This is a genomic window from Streptomyces fructofermentans (genome assembly GCF_014651055.1).
Taxonomy (GTDB): Bacteria; Actinomycetota; Actinomycetes; order Streptomycetales; family Streptomycetaceae; genus Streptomyces; species Streptomyces fructofermentans.
Genome location: NZ_BMWD01000027.1, coordinates 110,879 through 126,090, shown reverse-complemented (window position 1 = coordinate 126,090; position 15,212 = coordinate 110,879). Strand labels below are relative to the sequence as shown.

Genomic DNA, 15,212 nt, shown 5'->3' with positions numbered 1-15,212 from the left:
CAGCGGTCGGGTGGTCCCGGGTCCGCCCAGCGTGGCACCGGATCCGCCGTCCGTGTCGGAGGTCTCCGGCGCGGCCCCATTTACGAAGCGGCGATTCCTCCGGACGGCCCTCTTCCGCCGCCTCGGGCGGCCCCCGCCGGACCCCTTTCAGGCCTTCCGCACCGCCTCTCCACCCCCTCCCGGCGGCTTCCCCGCACGCCCTCACCCGGCGCGGGGCGATCCGCGGCCCCACGTGACCCCGGTGGCGTACGCCGGGCCCCGGCGGGCCCCGTGACGGTGGCCCCGGCCGAGGCACGGGCGACGGGGCGACAGGTCCAGCAGGGGCGACCGGGACACGGGTTGCGGGGGTCGGGGAGGGCCAACGGGGCGGCGGGCGGCACGGGCCAACGGGGCGGCGGGCGGCACGGGCCCACGGGGCGGCGGGCCACAGGGCGGACGGGCCACAGGGCCACAGGCCGCACGGTCACAGGGCCACCGGGGCGGCGGGCGCACGGATTCAGCGCGTGGTGCGGGGGCGGTTCACAGCGGGGACTGCCACGTCACCGTGGTCCCGTCCCCTTCTGCGTCCGGGCCCCCCGCGCCGGGTCCGCCCGGCCGGCCGTCGTCGGTCACCGTCAGACGCACCCCGGCCCGCCCGTCCGGCAGCGTCGCCGTCGCGTCGACGTCGACACCGACCCGGGTCGTCCCCGTCCGGCGGCACGCCGCGGCGAGGGCATCCCGCAGAGCGTCGAGGAGCCGTGCGGCCACCGGTTCCGGGACGAGTGTGTCGACGGCCCCGGTGAACCGGACGGAGGGCCGCGGCCCGAGCACCGCCGCGGCGCACGCCGTCTCGCGCAGCACCCGGCCCCGTACGGAGGTGGGGGCGTCCGCCGGCGTCTGCTGGAGCGCGAAGATCGTCGTACGGACCTCCTGGATCGTCGACTGGAGTTCGTCGACGGCCCGGCCGAGGGCCGTGTGCACCTCGGGTTCGGGCACCTCGGCGGTGGCGGCACGGCGGCGGGTCGACTCCAGCATCATGCCGGTCGCGAAGAGCCGCTGGACGACCAGGTCGTGCAGGTCGCGGGCGATCCGGTCGCGGTCCTCGAAGACCGCGAGCCACTCCCGCCGCTGCTGCGCGTCGGCGAGGACGATCGCCAGCGCGGCGTGCGAGGCGAACCGCGTGGCCAGCAGCCGCTCCACGGGTGTGTACGGGCGTCCGCCCCGCCGCCGGGGCAGCGCGAGCGTGCCGATGAGCCTGCCGTCGGCCTGGAGCGGCAGCAGCATGCTCGGGCCGAACCGGTGCCGCACGGGGGTCGTCATGCGCGGGTCCGTCGCCGAGTCCTCGACGAACACGGGCTCCCCGCCCAGGAGTTGGTCCAGCACGGCGCTGCCGGGCGCGATGGTCGTGCCGACCAGGTCGCCCGGGTCGTCCGGCGTCGACGCGGTCACGATCTCCATGCCGCCGTCAGGGGTGGGCTGGAGGATCACCCCGGCCGAGGCCTCGGCCAGCACCCGCGCGCACTCGGCGACCGTCATCAGCGCGTCGGCCGCCGCGGTGCCGGTGAGCAGTGCCGTCGTCACCTTCGCCGCGCCCTCGATCCAGCGCTCGTGCTGCCGGGCCGACTCGTACAGGCGGGCGTTGCCGATCGCGACGCCCGCCCGGGTGGCCAGCACGCGCACGACCTGCTCGTCCTCGTCCGTGAAGGGGCCGCCGCCGCGCTTCTCGGTGAGGTAGAGGTTCCCGTACACCTCGCCGTGCGCCAGCACCGGGACGCCGAGGAAGCTGCGCATCTCCGGGTGGCCGGGCGGCACGCCGCACGAGCGCGGGTCGGTGGTCAGGTCGGCCAGGCGCAGCGGCACGCGGTCGCGGACGAGCGCGCCGAGCAGCCCGCTGGTCCCGTCGGGCGGACGGGCGATCCGGGCCCGCTCCGCCTCCGGCATCCCCGCCGTGCAGAACTCCGTGAGCCCGTCCCGCGCGCTGTCGACCACGCCCAGAGCCGCGTACCGTGCGCCGGTCAGTTCCACCGCGCTGTCCACGACGTGCTGGAGCGTGGCGCGCACATCGAGGTCGCTGCCGACGCCGACCAGTGTGTCCAGGAGGCGGGGCAGGGGGATGCGCGGGGTGCCGGACCCGGAGGGCTCGGTCATGCGGGGCGCCTGGGGCGGCTCTGCGCGTACGGACGTCGTGGGCCCGCTCAGGTGGCCAGCGGGTCGAGGATCAGGGGTTCGATGCGGCCTTCCAGCATCGCGCCCAGACCGAGGATCGCGCACACGTCGGGCCGCTCGGCGATGTGCACCGGCATGCCCGTGGCGTGCCGCAGCATCTGGTCGAGGCCCGGCAGCAGGGCGCTGCCGCCGACCATCATGATCCCGCGGTCGGCGAGGTCGGCCACCAGGTCGGGCGGGCAGACCCGGAGCACCTTGCCGATCCCGTCGAGCACCGCCGTCAGGGGTGTCTGGATCGCGTCCCGCACCGCGGCCGTGTCGACCTGCACGGACCGGGCGAGGCCGGTGGCCACGTCACGGCCGTGGATCTCCGTCGACGCGGGGCCGTGCGGTGTCAGGCCGTTGCCCGACAGGGCGAGCTGGAGGGGGCGCACGGACTGCGAAGGGAGCATCAGTTCGTGCTGGTGGCGCAGGTGCTGGACGATGGCGTGGTCGATGGCCTCGCCGCCCACCGGGATGCGCTCGGCGGTGACGATCGAGCCGAGGGACAGCACGGCGACCTGGGTGGCGGCCGCGCCGCACACCATGATCATGGTGGCCTCGGGGCGTTCCACGGGGAGCCCGCAGCCGACCCCCGCGGCGATCAGCGTGTCGACCAGCTCGACCCGGCGCGCGCCGAGACCGACGAGCGTCTCGACCGCGGCGCGCTGGGCGAGCGGGTCCGCGTCGTGCGGGGTGCAGACCGCGGCCCGCAGCCGGGGCTTGCGCCGCAGGGTGCGGCGCACCTTGTCGCCGAGGAGTTGGCGCAGCATCCGCTGGGCCATCTCGATGTCCACGACCGTGCCGCCCGAGACGGGCCGTACGACGCGGATGTAGTGGGGGGTGCGGCCCGTCATCCGTTCGGCGAACTCGCCCACCGCGATCAGGGCGCCCGTCTTCGTGTTCACCGCGGCCACACTGGGCTGGTCCACGACGAGACCGGCCCCCTTCACGAAGACGCGGGTCCTCGCGGCCCCCATGTCGACGGCGAAGTGGCAGCGGCGCAACTGCTCGAGACTGGCGGTCATGGCGGGTCCTCCCGAGAGCGCTGACCGTGGGACTCCGCCGGGCGGCGGTCCTCTCTCGCATCGTGCGGGAGGAGGCGGAGGGGCGCCTTCCGGGGAGGGCCGGGCGGGGTGCCGCTGGACGGGTGGTCCTGGGCGGACGGCTCCGGACGGGTGGTCCCGGGAGCGGGCGGGGCCGGAGAGGCGCCGGGGGCGAGGGGGCCGGAGGGATGCTGCCGCGCGGGGGCGCCGGGGGAGGGTGCCGGACGTGGGCCGGGAGGCGCCCGCGAGGAGGGGCCCACGCGGAAGCGGCACCGTGCGGCGGGCGCCCGCCGCACGGGGTGCCGTCGTCCCCCGCCTGCGGGCGGGGGAGTTCAGGTGTGGGGCAGCGCTCGCAGGAGCGGGGCCCACGAGGACGTGGTCAGTGTGCAGCCGGCCCGCACCAGGCGCTGCCTGTGCCGCTCCGAGCGGGTGTAGCCGAGGAAGCGCAGCCCGATCGCGTCCGCCGCGGCCAGCTCGGCGACGGACGCACCCACGAGGACGGCGTCCGAGGGGGCCGCGCCGAGCCCCTCCAGGGCCCGCAGCAGGCAGTCCGGGTCCGGCATCAGCCGGGTGAGGTCCTCGGTGCGGCCGTGCACCCCGCCGGTCACCAGTCCGGTCAGCCGGCCGTGGGCCTGGAGGTACTTCCACACGGCGCTCGGCGCGTTGTCCGAGACGACGGCGACCCGCCGGCCGAGGGCGCCGAGCGTGGTGATCAGGGCGTCGGAGAACGGTGTGGCCGCCGCGCCCGCCACCGCACGCTCCTCGATGCGGTTGAGCCGGCGGCGCAGATCGGCCCCCTGCGGACGGTCCGCGAACGCCCGCAGCAGGTCCAGGGGGTTCGAGCGCCCTTCCGGCGGCGGGAAGGGCGTACCCCCGGAAGGGACCGGCGCGGGGTCCGGGCCGGCGCCGGGGCCGGTCAGTTCCGTGAGGAGGGCGGTGAGTTCCCCGACGGCCTGCCGCTCCGTCGCCCGCGTGTAGAGCCGCACCAGGGGGCCGTCGAAGCCGATGAGCACATGGGAGGAGCCGGCGAGCACGGCGGCAGCGGTGGCCGGGGCCGCCGTCGCCCGGCGCGCCGCGGGCCGGGGAAGGTCCCGCAGGGTGCGGCCGAGTTCCCGCAGCACCGGGTCGGGTTCGCCGCGCCGGCCCTTCTGCCGCGCCTCGTAAGCCTCGTAGGAGTCGAGCGCCTCGGCGACGCGGCCCTGGGCGCGCAGGGCCAGCAGGTGCAGTCGGCGCATGTCCTCGCGTCCGGGGTGCGCGCGCAGGAGGTCGCCCAGGTCGTCGCCGGCCCGCCGGGCGTCCCCGTTCTCCAGGTCGAGTTCGGCGCGCAGGACGCACAGCGTGAGGCGCAGGGCGCGCAGCCGGCCACGGGTCGTCTCGGCGGCGGGGCCCGGCACCCCGTCGACGGGGTCGCCCGCCCACAGGCTGAGCGCGTCCTGGACGGCGGCACGGGCGGACACCGGGTCCCCGGCGTCCCGGTGGGACCGCGCCCGCGCGACCAGTCCGTCGCAGCGGTCCACGTCGACGCAGTGCGGGCCCGCGTGCAGGGCGTATCCGCCGGACGTGGTGGCCACGACCCCCGGGCCGAGAGCCGAGCGCAGCCCGGCGGCGTACCCGGCCAGCAGGCGGGCGGCGCGCTGCGGCGGCGTCCGGCCCCACAGCCCGAGGGTCAGCTCCTCGTGCGTGACGGTCCGGCCCTGCCGCAGCAGCAGCATGGCCAGCAGGGCCTGCTCACGGGGCGGGCGGGCGCGCAGCGCGTCCCCTCCCCGGCTGATCCGCACCGGGCCGAGCAGCCGGTAGCGGTACCGGTCGGCGGCGACCGCCTCCAGGGCCTGCGCGTAGGACGGGCTGAGCAGGAGGTCCTGGCCGCGCCGCCGGGCTGCCGGGTCGGCCGAGGTGAGCGGTGTGACGGCGTCGCCGAACAGCGGGCGGAACCGGCTGGGGACCCCGCCCAGTTCGCCGCCCGGCTCGCCCTCCGCCAGCTCCTTCAGCAGATGGCCGAAGCCGGCGAGATCGTCGGTCGCGTCCCGCGCGGACGCGGCGCCCAGCGCGAAGTGGGTGATCTTCACCGTGCCGTCCGGGCGCACGAGCAGGCCGTTCGGTGTGAACCCGCCGTGCGTGAGGCCCCGCGCGTGCACGGCGTCCAGCGCCTGCGCGACCTGCCGTGCCAGCGGTGCGAGCAGGGCGAACGGCAGCTGGAAGCCCCCCTCCGCGGTGAGCTCGGCCACGCTGAGCCCCTCCACGAACTCCGTGACGAGGTGGGCCGTCGCGCCCTCGACGCCGAAGTCGTGGACGGTCGGCACGTTAGGGTGCCCCACCTCCGCGAGGGCCCGCGCGTCCCGCAGGAACCGCTCGGGGTCCACCCCCGTGTACGCGTACACCGCGACGAGCCGGTCCACCCTGGTGTCCTGCGCGAGCACGACCTGCCTGCCGCGCCCGAGACGCCGTACGAGCCGGTACCTGCCGAGCACGAGCCCGGGGCCCGGCGGCGAACCGCCCATGCGCCGGACGCTCTCCTCCCGGACCGCGGCGAACGGCTCGCCTTCGGCGCTCAACCCCCCGGCTCCCGGCACCGCCACCCGGAAGTCCCCGGCGGCCATGCCCGCCCGCGCGTCGATCGACGCCCCGACCCGGGCCAGGAGTTCCGAGGTCCGCCCGTGCGCGGTGCGCGGCAGGGTCCGCAGCAGCAGCTCCCGTACGCCCGGCCGGAAGGCGTACGCGCCCGCCCGGCCGGGGACCGCGGTCAGCGCGCCGCTGAGGATCACCTCCGCCAGGTGCTGCGGCCGGGGGTACTTCTCGATCGCCGCCTGGACCAGCCGCATCACGGGCAGCTCCGGAGGTCCGACGGCGAGATGCCCGGCGAGCCGGAAGGCCTCGGGAGAGGCGAGGGAGCGGAACCGCAGCAGGAGTTCCTCGGGGGACAGCCGCTCGACGTCGCCCCGGCCCGCCGCGTCGACCGGCGCGGGCGGCGGAGCGGTGTCCAGCAGGCCGATTGCGCCGGGCAGCCCGCTCCCGCCGGCCACGAGCGCGGACCAGTTGGCCAGCCAGGGCGCCGAGGGTTCCAGGACGGGCAGCGGGAGCGTGCCGGGCGGCGGGTCGTCGACGGCGTACGCGTCCACGGTGTACGCGGAGTTGGGCGCGGCGGGCGACGGAGCGCTGATCCGCGCGGTGGTGACCGGCAGCGCGGTGGTGCGCCACAGGCGTTCGGGCAGCGGCTGGACCAGGGCCACCGGCATCCGTGCCGCCCAGCGCCGCAGGGTGGCGTACCAGCGTCCGCCCGCCCGGCCGTCCCGCCACTGCGGGCCCACGCAGTCGCTGACGACGAGGGTCACCGTGCGGCCGTCGGCGTACGCCTCCTGCGAGCCCGGCCGGCGTACCGTGCCGTCGGTCTCCAGCCGGTGCGTCTCGACCGTGCGGAAGATGCCCGACTGGGCCAGCGCCGCGCGCAGTTCGCGGAGCAGGGGCGCCCAGACGGGCATGGTCGGCCCGGTGTCGTGGACGAGGTGGAGGGTCAGCCAGCGCTCGGTCAGCGGGCGCAGCACGGGCAGCCACCACTGCGGCGCCGCTCCGAGGCGGGCGATCCGGTGCGCCGTCGCCGTCTCGTCGAGTTCCCGGCCGCGCGGGGCCGGCACCCGTCGTTTGAGCGGGCGCAGGGAGCGCTGGAGTGCCAGCGGGTGGGGCAGCATCGGCGGCGCGGGGGCGAGGAGCGAGGAGTACGGGCCGCCGCGCCCGCGGGGGTCCCGGGTGCCGGGCAGCCGCAGCGGCACCCGGCGGTCGGGGCGACCGGACGGGTCCGCCCGGTCCCGCGGGGCTCGCGAATCGTGCGCGTCCTGTGAGCCCCGCGGGTCCCGTACGTCCTGCGGGGCCGCCGGACCGTGGCCGGGAGGGGTGCTCCCCGGCCCGGGCGGCGTTTCCGGGCCGTCGGCCGGCGGCGGCGCCCCGGGGGCGGGAGGAGCCGGCGGGACGGCGGGCCCGTGCTCGGCGGGGGCCTTCATGTGCCCTGCCAGCCAGAGCAGTTCGGCGAGTTCCGCGGGGGCGGGCCCAGGCCCCTCACCGCCCGCGCCGCGTGCCCCGGCGAGCACCCGGGTGAGCCGCGCCACTCCGGCCCCCGGCTCGGCCGGGGCCCCGGCACCCCCGGCGCTCCCGGCGGCAGGGGACCCCGGTCCCGCGCCCGGACTCCGTCCCGGACCGGGTCCGGCGCCCGGGTCGCGCTCCCCGACCGCTCCGGCGACCGCGTTCCGTCCCGCGCCGGGTCCCGCGCCCGGTCCGGGGCCCCGGTCGCGTCCCGTGTCCGGGCCGCGTCCGGTCGGACCGGGGTCGGTCGGGCCGCGGTCGGACTGACCCCGGTCGGTCGGTCCGGGGTCGGTCGGGCCGGGTCCGGACGGGCCGCCGGGCTCAGAAGGCATCCGGTTCGTCCCCCGTGCGGCTGAGGTACGGCATGAGCTGCTCCGCGAGTTCGTCGCGCGACGCCGCGTCGATCCCGGCCGCCCCCGTCAGGTAGATCGCGTTGAGCAACTGGTCCGTGGCCAGCTCCCCGTCGGTCCCCCTGGACAGGAACCGGTCGATCAGTTCGCGCGCGTACCCGTCGGGCTCGCCCAGGTGGGCCCGGACGATGCGCTCCAGTTGGGCGCCGCGCGGCTGGTGCAACTCCAGGCGCACGCAGCGGCGCAGGAACGCGGGCGGGAACTCGCGCTCGCCGTTGCTGGTGAGCACCACGAACGGGAAGGCGCGGCAGCGGACCCGGCCGCGCGCGACCTCGGCCCGTTCGTCGGTCCCGTCGACCATGACCTCGGCCGAAGGGGTGTGCCGGGCGGCGCGGACCAGCTCCGGGATCTCGTACTGGCCCTCCTCCAGGATGTTGAGGAGGTCGTTGGGCAGGTCCAGGTCGCACTTGTCGATCTCGTCGATCAGCAGGGCCCGCGGCCGGCCGTAGGGGAGCAGCGCGGTGCCGAGCGGGCCCAGCCGCAGGTGGTCCTGCAACTCGCCGCCGGGCGGCACCCGGTCGTCCGGGGCCGCCTCGCGCGCGGCCGCCTGCCCGGCGGCGTACAGCCGGGACAGCGGGTCGTACTGGTAGAGGCCGTCGTGGAGCGTGGTGCGGCTGGTGATGTTCCAGCGCAGGACGGGCCCGAGCCGCAGCTCCCTGGCCACCGCGTACGCGAGGCTCGACTTGCCGCTGCCCGGCGGGCCCGACACCAGCAGCGGGCGGCGCAGGTACAGGGCCGCGTTGACGAGCTGGACGGCCCGGTCGGTGGGGCGGTAGGTGCGGGCGCGGTGCCGGCGGTCCGGGGACGCCGCCGAGGAGTCGTCGTCCTCGGCGGGGGTCGCCAGCTCCGGGCCGCCGTCGAAGTCGCGCCAGGGCGGTGGAGCGGGCAGCTCCGCGATGCCGTCGTGCGGCTCGCTCGTACCCGTGTAGACGGGCCACAGGGACATGGTCTCTCCGAACGTGTTCCGGCGGGCGGCCGGGGCCTCAGCCAACGGGGTCGTGCAGATGTCCGACGGGGTCGGGCAGGCTCTCGGGGTCCTCCCACAGCAGCGCCAGGTCGTACGCCCAGTGCGGCTCCCGGGCCTCGGACGCGTACGCCGTCTCGCGCAACGCGTGTACGTAGGAGGGGAGTTCACGGGCCGGCAGGCCGGCGAGGTGCTCGGTGAGCCGGTCGAGGAACGTCGAGCCCCGGCAGTCGGCGGACCCGCCGCACCGGTGCTCGCCGCGGCAGCCCGTGCGCGGCCACACCATCACGGGTACCGCCGCGTTCAGCCCCGCCTGGAAGAGCCGTCTGACGCCGTCGGCTCGCGGCGGCGCGGCGAAGCCGACCATGTCGGCGTCCCGGCGCAGTCCGACGGTCAGTTTCACCTGGTCCTGGCCGACGGCCCAGCAGTCGATGCGGTGCAGCCGGGGCGCGGGCCGCTCGTCCAGGTACCGCCACTTCTGGCGCAGCTTGTGCTGGAGTCCGCCGCTGCGCCGCCGCTCCAGGTCCATCACGACGAGCGGTGCGAAGGAACCGAGCGGACTGTCGTCGTCGGCGCTGCGCTGCCACTGCGCCACATCCGCGTTGAGCCAGCGGCGCGGCAGTACGAAGGCAATCAACTCCCGTGCGCCCGGCTCCAGTTCGCGGTACGCCTCGTCGATCCGCTCCAGCGCGTAGGCGCGTACCCGGTCGACCGGCAGCCGGCGCTGGCCCACCACCCGGCGGTGCCGGCCCGTGTAGGCGCAGACCTCGACCAGGAAGTGGCCGTCGCCGGAGCCGCTCGGCGCGATCTCGACGAGGATCGGCGACCAGCGCACGGCGTCGCGCGCGACGGCGGGCGGGGCCGGGGGAGCCGGGTCGGCGCGGCGGGCCCGGGCCGGCGCGGGCCAGGCGCGCAGCTCCGCGCGGGTGCGCATGTCGTCCACGAAGTCGGCCAGCCGCACCGCGAACCGGGCGACGGCGGCGGGGTCGGGCACCTCCGAGAGGAGGTACCAGGCGGCGTCCCACAGCGAGCCGAAGCCGAGCGGCGGCAACGGAGGCCCGAGCGGCCCGACCGCGTCGAGGTACAGGCGCTCGGGGCCGCACTCCAGGACGGCCCGCGAACCGCCGCCGCCCGGTCCCGGCGGGTCTGCCGTGTCGCAGCGGCCCTCGTGGCCGTGCCCCCGCGGACCGCGCCCCTGCGCGGCTTCGACCAGGTGCCGCAGCCGCTCCTTGTCCGCGCGGTCGTACTCCGGCGTCGGGATCAGCTCGCCGAGCCGCGGCCAGTACCGCGCCATGACCTGGGCGGGCAGCATCCGTCCGTTGCGGATCTCCGGGCTGCGGGCCGCGGCGGAGACCATGCCCACCACCCGCCCGCTGTCCGCCAGGGTCACCGCGGCTCCGCTGAAGCCGGGTGCCAGCGGCTGCCCGTGCGCGGCCCAGGCCTCCAGCTGCACCCATTCGCCGGCGATCAACTGGGGTGCGGTGGCGCGGTATTCGGCGAGCGTCCCCTCGTCGTGACGCTTCGGGAAGCCGTACGCGAGGAGTCTGCGCGGCGGATCGCCGTACGCGTCGGAGGGCGCCGCGAACTCCGCGGGCCGCCAGGGCACCGGACGGTCCAGCTCCAGCACCGCCAGATCGCCCGGGTCGGTCTCGCGGCCGTCCCAGCCGCCGTGCGCCACCACCCGGGCGGGCACGTCCTGTTCGCCGCCGTGCGCGAAGGACACGCCGACCGGCTCCTCGCCGCCGCGGGCGACCACATGGGCGCACGTCAGCACATGCCGTTCCGTGACCAGGAAGCCGGCGCCGACGTCCCGCCCGCAGCTGATTCTCGTCTGCCAGGAAGCGCTGGTCATGACCGCGGGGCGGCCTCCGGAGAACCGTCCGGCGACCCCGGCGACCAGGAGAGCTTGACCACGAGATGCGCCTCGGCCGCGCCCTTCGCGATCAACGCCCCGGCCTCGGCCGTGAGTTTCACCCCGAACTCGATCTCCACCGAGTCGGGCGCCAGTGAGCCGTCCCGGAAGACGCGCAGCGCCGAGGCGGCGGCCGCCCGCACCCCGTCGAGGGAGTCCTCGAACGTACGGGTCGCCCGCAACGATCCGTCGTCCCGCGCGACCAGGCGGGAGCCCGACTCGTCCTCGGCGCCCTCGACGACGACGAGAGTGCCGTCGTCGGTCTTGAACTCCACCAAGCCTTCCATGACGTGCCAAAACCCCCGTGCTCGTAACCGATGACCAACCCCATTGTCACGGACGGTACTTGTCCGTGTCGCCGTTTCCACGGGTCGTCCACCGGTCCTCTGGCGGAAATCCGCCGGGTCAGCTTCCCGCCGGGCACGGCACCACCACGGCGACACCGGCCCCCGACACTCGTCGCGGCACCCGCGGACCGTCCCCACCCGGTGCCGGTCCGCCGGCGGCGACGACGAGGAGAACGAGGAGACGCACGGATGACCGGAGGACCGCGGGACGCGGGCGGCGCTCGCGTCGGCCGCCCTCGTCCTGGCACCGCTCCCCGCGGCACGGGCCGGCACCCGGGACTCCGGAGGCCCGGCTGCCGCAGGACGCTCACCGTCGAACGGCCCGGGGGAGCCACTGGAGCGGTCCGCACCCAGGACGCGAACGGCCCCCTCACCGTCGTACCGGACGAGGCACTGCCCCACCCGCGGGCGGGGACTCTCGACCACCGCCTGTTCGACGTGGGCGGGTTGATCCGCCGGGGCTCACCGACCTTGCGACCGGCGGACTGCCGTTGATCGCCACGTACGGCGGGAGCGGCGGGAGCGGCCGTGCGGCGCTCCCGCGCGGGGCCGAGCGGACACGCGCGCTGCCCGGCATCCGCGGCGCCGCGTCGGCGCCGGCCAGGGGCGGGTGTTCCGGCGGGCGACGACCCGCCGGAAGGGGATCGACAAGGTCCGGCCGGACGGCCGGGTACGCGCCGGGATGGCCGAAAGCAACGCCCTCATCGGCACCCCCGAGGCATGGGAGGCCGGGCTCACCGGCAAGGACGTCACCGTCGCCGTCCACGACACGGGAGTGGACGAGGGGCATCCCGACCTCGCGGGCAGGGTCTCCGCGACCCGGAGCTTCGTCGAGGGCGAGGAGGCGGCCGACCGCAACGGCCACGGCACACACGTCACGTCCAGGGTCGGCGGCGGCGCCGCGCGGTGGCATCGGCCGGGCCACGCGAGGTCTTTGACGACGACGGGAAGTCGTGGCGGACCGTGCCGCTCTCCGGCGCGGGCCGGCACGCCCGGAGCGGGACCGCGACCGTGCCCCGCGACACCCGGCACGTGTCGCCCGGCACGTGTCGCCGCGGGCCTCGGGCGCGCGAGGACCGCGGCGGTTCCGTGACGCAGGAGGTCATCCGGGCGGTGGGCGTGCGGCAGGGCCGCCACGCGTACCGGCCGTCCGGCGGGAGGCACGCGCGGCCACAGGAGTCGCGGTGCCGACCCGGACGCGGAGGGTGCCGCCTCCCGGGGGCGGGGAGGCGGCACCCCGTCGCGCGGGCCGTGCGCCCGGGTCAGCCGGAGGGCTCCGCCGGGTCCACGACGCCGCGGACCACCCCGAGCGCCACCAGGTCCTGCGGCCTGATGCGCAACTGGTCGGCCGTCGCGCGCACCTCGTCCGGCCCGCGCTTGAGGATGGCGGCGGCCTGCTCGGGGGCGATCACGGAGAAGTAGCTGTCCGGCGTGGCCCAGGTGTTGTCCGGCGCGGCGAGTGCCAGGGCGCCGCCCGAACCGCCCTCGCCGATCAGCAGCGTGGTGACGGGTGTCGTGGCGGTCGCCACCGCGCCGAAGAGGTCCGCGATCGCCGCCCCCGCACCCTGGCGTTCCGCCTCGGCGTCGTTGGCGGCGCCCGGCGTGTCGACCAGCGTGAGCACCGGGATGCCCAGCCGGTCCGCGAGCCGCACCAGCCGGGCGGCCGTCCGGTAGCCCGACGGCCGGGTGGCGCTGCCGGTCTGGGCGGCGAACGCGACCGTACGGCCGTCCGCCGCGCTGGTGCCGAAACCGCACAGCATCCCGTCGTCGCGCCCGCCGCAGCGGTCCCCGGACAGGACCGCTCGGGAGCTGAAGTACGCGTCCAGATAGGCCCCCGCCCGGGGGCGCGCGGGCGACCGGGCGTTGCGTACGGCGTCCCAGCCGGTCGCGGGCGGGGAGACGGCGGCCAGGGCGGCGGGCGGCGGGACCGGATCGGCCGACGGGCGGCCGAGGAGCCGCAGCCACAGTCCGAGCGCCTCCGGCAGCTCGTCCGGAGGGACCACGGCGTCGATCGCGCCCGCCGTGAACTGCCCGAGGGCCGTGTAGGCGGCGGGGTCGGCGTCCGGCGGGCGGACCCGCGAGCCCGCGAAGCCCACCTGGGCGCCGGGGAGCGCCAGCACCACGTCGGCGCCGGCGCCCAGCGTGGCCCAGCCGCCGCCGGTCGTCGGGTCGCGCAGCACGGCGAGCTGCGGCAGCCCGGCCTGCCGCAGCAGCGCCGACGCGCGTGCCACGCGCTGGAGCTGGACCAGTGCCCGCATGCCCTCCTGCATGCGGCTGCCGCCCGTCGCGACCAGCGAGACGACCGGCAGCCGGCGTTCGCGCGCCATCGCGTACGCGGCCTCCAGCCGGTCTCCCGTGCGCTCGCCCAGCGAACCGCCGAGGAAGCCGAACTCGAAGGAGACCAGCACCGCGGGCGCCCCGCCGACGGTCGCGGTGCCGCAGACGACGGACTCCTCCTCGCCGGTGCGGGCCCCGGCGCGGGCCCGCGAGGCGTCGTAACCGCGCCAGGCCAGCGGGCCGTCGGGTCCGTACGCGCCCGGCGGCGCGGGCAGTTCCTCGAAGGACCCGGAGGTCCCGCCGGTGACCAGCGCGATCGCCTCGCGGGCCGTGCACCGCGGCGCGTGCTCAGCCATGGGTCAGCGCACGCTTCATGATCTTGCCCATGTCGTTGCGGGGCAGGGCGTCGAGGTGGTGCACCACCCGGGGGCGCTTGTGGGGCGCGAGGCGGCCGGCGACATGGTCCGCCAACTCCTGTGCGGACGGCGGGTCCTGGGGGTCGGCGGGCACGATCCACGCCACGATCCGCTCACCGAGGTCGTCGTCGGGCTCACCCGTCACGGCCGCCTCCCGTACGCCGGGATGCTCCAGGAGCGCGTTCTCGATCTCTCCCGCCCCGATCTTGTGACCGCCGCTCTTGATCAGGTCGGTGGCCTTGCGGCCCACGATGCGCACCTGGCCGCCGGGGTCCCGCACCGCCATGTCCCCGGTGCGGAACCAGCCGTCCGGGGTGAACGCCTCCGCGGTCGCCTCCGGGCGGTTCAGATAGCCCGTGAACAGGTTCGGGCCGCTGACCTGGATCTCGCCCACGGTCTCACCGTCGAGTGCCCCGATCGGCGTCCCGTCCTCCTCGACCAGCCGCAGCCCGACCCCGGGCAGCGGCACGCCGACCGTGCCCGCACGCGACGCGTCGTCCACGCGCACGCTGGTGTTCATCAGGGTCTCCGTCATCCCGTACCGCTCGACGACCCGCCGGCCGGTCGCGGCCGCGATCCGCTCGTGGTCGTGCACGGGCAGGGCCGCCGACCCGGACACCAGCAGCCGCGCCCCCGCGAGCGCCCTCACCAGCGCGGGATCGCCGGGCAGCGCCTCGGCGATCCGGTGGTACATCGTCGGCACGCCGAACAGCATCGTGGCGCCCCCGCCCAGCTCCCTCGTCACCCCCTCGATCGCGAACCTGCCGAGGTGGCGCAGGGACCCGCCCCGGCGCAGTGGCCCGAGCACGCCCAGGATCAGCCCGTGCACATGGAACAGGGGCAGCCCGTGCACCAGGACGTCGTCGCCGGTCCACTGCCACGCGTCCGCCAGCGCGTCCAGGGTGGCGGCCACGGCCCGGCGCGGGACGACGGCTCCCTTCGGCGGCCCGGTGGTGCCGGAGGTGTAGACGACGAACGCCGGCGCCTCAGGACCCGGGTCGGCCAAGCCGTGGGCGGGCGGAGCCCGGTCGGGGGCCCGTACGTCGACGGCGACGCGCTCCAGCGGCCCGAACACGGGCGGGAGTTCGTCGCCCGGCGCCACGAGCACCAGGGAGGGCGCGCTGTCCGACAGGATGTGCGCCAGCTCGCCCTCGCCCGACCTCGGGTTGAGCGGCACGGCGGGGACACCGGCCAGCAGCGCGGCGACCACGGCGACGGCGGTCTCCGCCGTGGGGGTCGCCCAGACCGCGACCCGGTCCGCCCCTCCGACGCGGGCGGCCAGCGAGGCGGCGGTGGCCGCGAGTTCGCCGTAGGTCAGCGAGCGGTCGCCGAAGCGCAGTGCGGGCCGCCGCGCGCCGGCGCCGTCCGGGTCCGCCAGGGCCTCGGTCAGGGCCGGGAAGAGAGGGAACACGCGTCGTACTCCTTCGTGGTTCGTCGTTCGTCGAAACGGTCCGTACCCGCGGTCGCCCGGAGCCGGGCGCGGGCGGGGCACGGTGGGGACCGGGGCCTCCACGGTCCCTCCGTACATCATCGGCCGCCGGAAGCGACGCTTCGCAACAGCGTTCGGGGCAGGGCTCGTTAAGAT

General features: G+C 76.8%; 8 protein-coding genes and 1 pseudogene. 1 reads left to right on the top strand and 8 read right to left on the bottom strand.

Features of this window, described 5'->3' with window-relative positions; genetic code table 11:
• Positions 1-519 precede the first annotated feature (519 nt).
• The 6 genes from IE265_RS30360 to IE265_RS30335 form a co-directional block, all read right to left on the bottom strand.
• Entirely contained in the window at positions 520-2,127 is a 1,608-nt protein-coding gene (locus IE265_RS30360) for a GAF domain-containing protein (protein WP_190038937.1), read from the bottom strand.
• Between the two features lie 47 nt (positions 2,128-2,174).
• Entirely contained in the window at positions 2,175-3,212 is a 1,038-nt protein-coding gene (locus IE265_RS30355) for a rod shape-determining protein (RefSeq protein ID WP_190038936.1), read from the bottom strand.
• A 350-nt stretch (positions 3,213-3,562) separates the two neighbouring features.
• Complete coding sequence (locus IE265_RS30350) at positions 3,563-7,327, bottom strand: SAV_2336 N-terminal domain-related protein (protein ID WP_190038935.1); 3,765 nt, start codon at positions 7,325-7,327, stop codon at positions 3,563-3,565.
• Positions 7,328-7,622: 295 nt separating this feature from the next.
• On the bottom strand, positions 7,623-8,657 hold the full coding sequence (locus IE265_RS30345; protein WP_190038934.1) for an AAA family ATPase: 1,035 nt from the start codon (positions 8,655-8,657) through the stop codon (positions 7,623-7,625).
• A gap of 37 nt (positions 8,658-8,694) precedes the next feature.
• The gene (locus tag IE265_RS30340; RefSeq protein ID WP_190038933.1) at positions 8,695-10,527 is read right to left on the bottom strand and encodes a VMAP-C domain-containing protein; all 1,833 of its coding nucleotides are present in this window, start codon (positions 10,525-10,527) and stop codon (positions 8,695-8,697) included.
• The gene (locus IE265_RS30335; RefSeq protein ID WP_190038932.1) at positions 10,524-10,874 is read right to left on the bottom strand and encodes a CU044_2847 family protein; all 351 of its coding nucleotides are present in this window, start codon (positions 10,872-10,874) and stop codon (positions 10,524-10,526) included. Before IE265_RS30335 ends, IE265_RS30340 begins: the two co-directional genes overlap by 4 nt.
• Before the next feature lie 301 nt (positions 10,875-11,175).
• Between IE265_RS30335 and IE265_RS30330 the strand changes: the two are divergent.
• Positions 11,176-11,838 (top strand): annotated as a pseudogene (locus IE265_RS30330) (S8 family serine peptidase); the annotation flags it as partial.
• 358 nt (positions 11,839-12,196) lie between these two features.
• Here the strand turns inward: IE265_RS30330 and IE265_RS30325 are convergent.
• Both IE265_RS30325 and IE265_RS30320 read right to left on the bottom strand, forming a co-directional pair.
• Entirely contained in the window at positions 12,197-13,567 is a 1,371-nt protein-coding gene (locus IE265_RS30325) for a carboxyl transferase domain-containing protein (protein WP_190038931.1), read from the bottom strand.
• Positions 13,560-15,038, bottom strand: a complete 1,479-nt coding sequence (locus IE265_RS30320; protein ID WP_190038930.1) for an acyl-CoA synthetase — start codon at positions 15,036-15,038, stop codon at positions 13,560-13,562. Before IE265_RS30320 ends, IE265_RS30325 begins: the two co-directional genes overlap by 8 nt.
• Positions 15,039-15,212: the final 174 nt, after the last annotated feature.

Bases quoted from the DNA above. Each gene is read 5' to 3' on its own strand.
- IE265_RS30360 (WP_190038937.1), bottom strand. From the start codon at position 2,127: ATGACCGAGCCCTCCGGGTCCGGCACCCCGCGCATCCCCCTGCCCCGC.
- IE265_RS30355 (WP_190038936.1), bottom strand. From the start codon at position 3,212: ATGACCGCCAGTCTCGAGCAGTTGCGCCGCTGCCACTTCGCCGTCGAC.
- IE265_RS30345 (WP_190038934.1), bottom strand. From the start codon at position 8,657: ATGTCCCTGTGGCCCGTCTACACGGGTACGAGCGAGCCGCACGACGGC.
- IE265_RS30340 (WP_190038933.1), bottom strand. From the start codon at position 10,527: ATGACCAGCGCTTCCTGGCAGACGAGAATCAGCTGCGGGCGGGACGTC.
- IE265_RS30335 (WP_190038932.1), bottom strand. From the start codon at position 10,874: ATGGAAGGCTTGGTGGAGTTCAAGACCGACGACGGCACTCTCGTCGTC.
- IE265_RS30325 (WP_190038931.1), bottom strand. From the start codon at position 13,567: ATGGCTGAGCACGCGCCGCGGTGCACGGCCCGCGAGGCGATCGCGCTG.